Source organism: Arthrobacter sp. I3 (genome assembly GCF_000520575.1).
GTDB classification, from domain to species: domain Bacteria; phylum Actinomycetota; class Actinomycetes; order Actinomycetales; family Micrococcaceae; genus Arthrobacter; species Arthrobacter humicola_A.
Map to the genome: position 1 here is coordinate 1 of NZ_KI914945.1, position 2542 is coordinate 2542.

The 2542-nt window shown below is 66.6% G+C and carries 5 protein-coding genes; 2 read left to right on the forward strand and 3 right to left on the reverse strand.

The features are described from left to right. The coding region (locus tag Y706_RS26125) for an aldehyde dehydrogenase family protein (protein WP_156945183.1) at positions 1 to 976 on the reverse strand (976 nt) is incomplete at its 3' end. Between the two features lie 183 nt (positions 977 to 1159). On the opposite strand from Y706_RS26125, the gene Y706_RS0117060 reads away from it, so the two are divergent. Then, on the forward strand, positions 1160 to 1783 hold the full coding sequence (locus tag Y706_RS0117060; protein WP_028277553.1) for a transmembrane-type terpene cyclase: 624 nt from the start codon (positions 1160 to 1162) through the stop codon (positions 1781 to 1783). Here the strand turns inward: Y706_RS0117060 and Y706_RS28935 are convergent. Beyond that, the gene (locus Y706_RS28935; protein WP_343213080.1) at positions 1773 to 2030 is read right to left on the reverse strand and encodes a zinc-binding dehydrogenase; all 258 of its coding nucleotides are present in this window, start codon (positions 2028 to 2030) and stop codon (positions 1773 to 1775) included. The two genes, Y706_RS0117060 and Y706_RS28935, sit on opposite strands and share 11 nt — an antisense overlap. Between Y706_RS28935 and Y706_RS28940 the strand changes: the two genes are divergently transcribed. Next, positions 1929 to 2309: a hypothetical protein gene (locus tag Y706_RS28940; protein WP_216699142.1), complete on the forward strand. Its 381-nt coding sequence runs from the start codon at positions 1929 to 1931 to the stop codon at positions 2307 to 2309. The genes Y706_RS28935 and Y706_RS28940 overlap by 102 nt on opposite strands. Here Y706_RS28940 and Y706_RS26135 read toward each other — a convergent pair. Then, positions 2299 to 2542: zinc-binding dehydrogenase (locus Y706_RS26135; RefSeq protein WP_156945185.1), on the reverse strand; the 244-nt coding region annotated here is incomplete at its 5' end. The two genes, Y706_RS28940 and Y706_RS26135, sit on opposite strands and share 11 nt — an antisense overlap.

A 2542-nucleotide genomic window follows, 5' to 3' on the forward strand; every position in this document is an offset into this window, starting at 1 on the left:
CCGAGCCGAAGCCGTTGACGATGTTCAGCAGGCCGGCGGGCAGCAGGTCCGCGATGAGCTCGGCCAGCACCAGGATGGAGGCCGGGGTATTAGACGCGGGCTTGAGGACGACGGCATTGCCGGCGGCCAGGGCCGGAGCCATTTTCCAGACCGCCATGAGAATGATGTTCGGGCTCTTGCCGCCGAGCTCCAGCGTGACCGGGATCAGGTTCTGGCTGGCGTACTGGCTGATCAGCCGTCCGGTGGAGGTTTCGCCGGTGAAGGCGATCTTGCGGATACGGGGGCTGGAGGCCAGCGGCTTGCCGGCCTCGACGCCGAAGCCGTTGACCACATTCAGGACACCGGCCGGCAGCAGGTCGCCGATCAGTTCCATCAGCACCAGGATCGAGGACGGTGTCTGCTCGGCCGGCTTCAGGACGACGGCGTTGCCGGCGGCGAGGGCCGGGGCGAGCTTCCAGACGGCCATCAGGATCGGGAAGTTCCACGGGATGATCTGGCCGACGACGCCGAGCGGCTCATGGTAGTGGTAGGCCGTGGTGTCGTCGTCGAGCTGGGACAGTCGTCCCTCCTGCGCGCGCACGGCGGAGGCGAAGTAGCGGAAGTGGTCCGCAGCGAGCGGAATGTCGGCGTTGAGGGTTTCGCGGATCGGCTTGCCGTTGTCCCAGGATTCGGCGACGGCGAGCATCTCCAGGTTCGCATCGATGCGGTCGGCGATCTTGTTCAGGACGGCGGCGCGCTCGGTGGCCGAGGCCTTGCCCCAGGAGGGCGCGGCTTTATGGGCGGCATCAAGCGCCAGCTCAACGTCGGCGGCTGCGCCTCGGGCCACCTCAGTGAATTGCTTGCCGTTCACCGGGGAGACGTTCTCGATGTACTGGCCGGTAGTAGGAGCCACCCATTCGCCGCCGATCCAGTTCTCGTAGCGGTCCTTAAACTGGACCTTGGATCCTTCTTGGCCGGGCTGGACATAAACAGTCATGGTTACTCCTCAGGGGAAACAGACGTCTTCGTCCTGGCCGCAAGCCTAGAACTTCAAAGGTTGCGGTCACGCTGCAACGGGGCCGTCTGCTGCTCCCTGACCTTCCGCTGAGCGGCCTCTGCCAGCCATCGATATGCTCGCTGTGTCGGCACAAATTGACGCCTGTGCATGCGAGGAGGGACCGTGATCCTGTTTCTGACGGTTGTGAGCGGCCTGGCCTGGACCGTGGTCTACGTCGATGCCATCCGGATCGGCTTCAAGGACCGGAGCTACGCGATCCCAGCCGCCGCGCTGGCCCTGAATTTCGCCTGGGAGGCCATCTACGCCACGCGCTCCATCGCGACGGGAATCACCGCCCAGGGGGTCTTCAATATCGCGTGGGGTCTGGCCGACGTCGTGATTGTGTACACCTTCCTCAAGTTCGGCCGCTCCGAGTTGCCGGACTGGGTGACGCGGCGGCTGTTCATCGGCTGGGCGCTCCTGCTGGGCGTCACGTCCTTCGCGGTCCAGCTGCTGTTCGTCGTCCAGTTCGGCTGGGACGACGCGGCCCGCTACGCGGCGTTCCTGCAGAACCTGCTGATGTCCGGACTGTTCATCGCCATGTTCGCCGCCCGGGCCGGCACCCGCGGCCAGACCCTGCTGATCGCCGTGGCCAAGTGGGTCGGTACCCTCGCGCCTACGATCGCGCTGGGCTGGTACGGCAACTCGCCCCTGATCCTGGGCGTGGGAGTGCTCTGCAGCGTCTTTGACCTGGTGTACATCGGCCTGCTATGGCGGGCCCGGCAGCCGGGAGCCGCTAGAGGGTGACGACGATCTTGCCCTTGGCGTGGCCCTGTTCGAGCGCGGCGAAGGCTCCCCCAATTTCCGCGAACGGGTAGGTGCGGTCCATCACCGGCTGCACGTGGCCGGCGTCGACGAGGGCCGCCAGGGTGCGCAAATCATCCCCGCTGGGGTGCATGAACAGGTAACGGTAGCTGGCTTTCGCCTTGCGGGCGCGGCGGCGGATCTGCTGGGCGTCACGTCCTTCGCGGTCCAGCTGCTGTTCGTCGTCCAGTTCGGCTGGGACGACGCGGCCCGCTACGCGGCGTTCCTGCAGAACCTGCTGATGTCCGGACTGTTCATCGCCATGTTCGCCGCCCGGGCCGGCACCCGCGGCCAGACCCTGCTGATCGCCGTGGCCAAGTGGGTCGGTACCCTCGCGCCTACGATCGCGCTGGGCTGGTACGGCAACTCGCCCCTGATCCTGGGCGTGGGAGTGCTCTGCAGCGTCTTTGACCTGGTGTACATCGGCCTGCTATGGCGGGCCCGGCAGCCGGGAGCCGCTAGAGGGTGACGACGATCTTGCCCTTGGCGTGGCCCTGTTCGAGCGCGGCGAAGGCTCCCCCAATTTCCGCGAACGGGTAGGTGCGGTCCATCACCGGCTGCACGTGGCCGGCGTCGACGAGGGCCGCCAGGGTGCGCAAATCATCCCCGCTGGGGTGCATGAACAGGTAACGGTAGCTGGCTTTCGCCTTGCGGGCGCGGCGGCGGATGCCCATGCTCATCAGCCAGAACGCGGCGGTGATC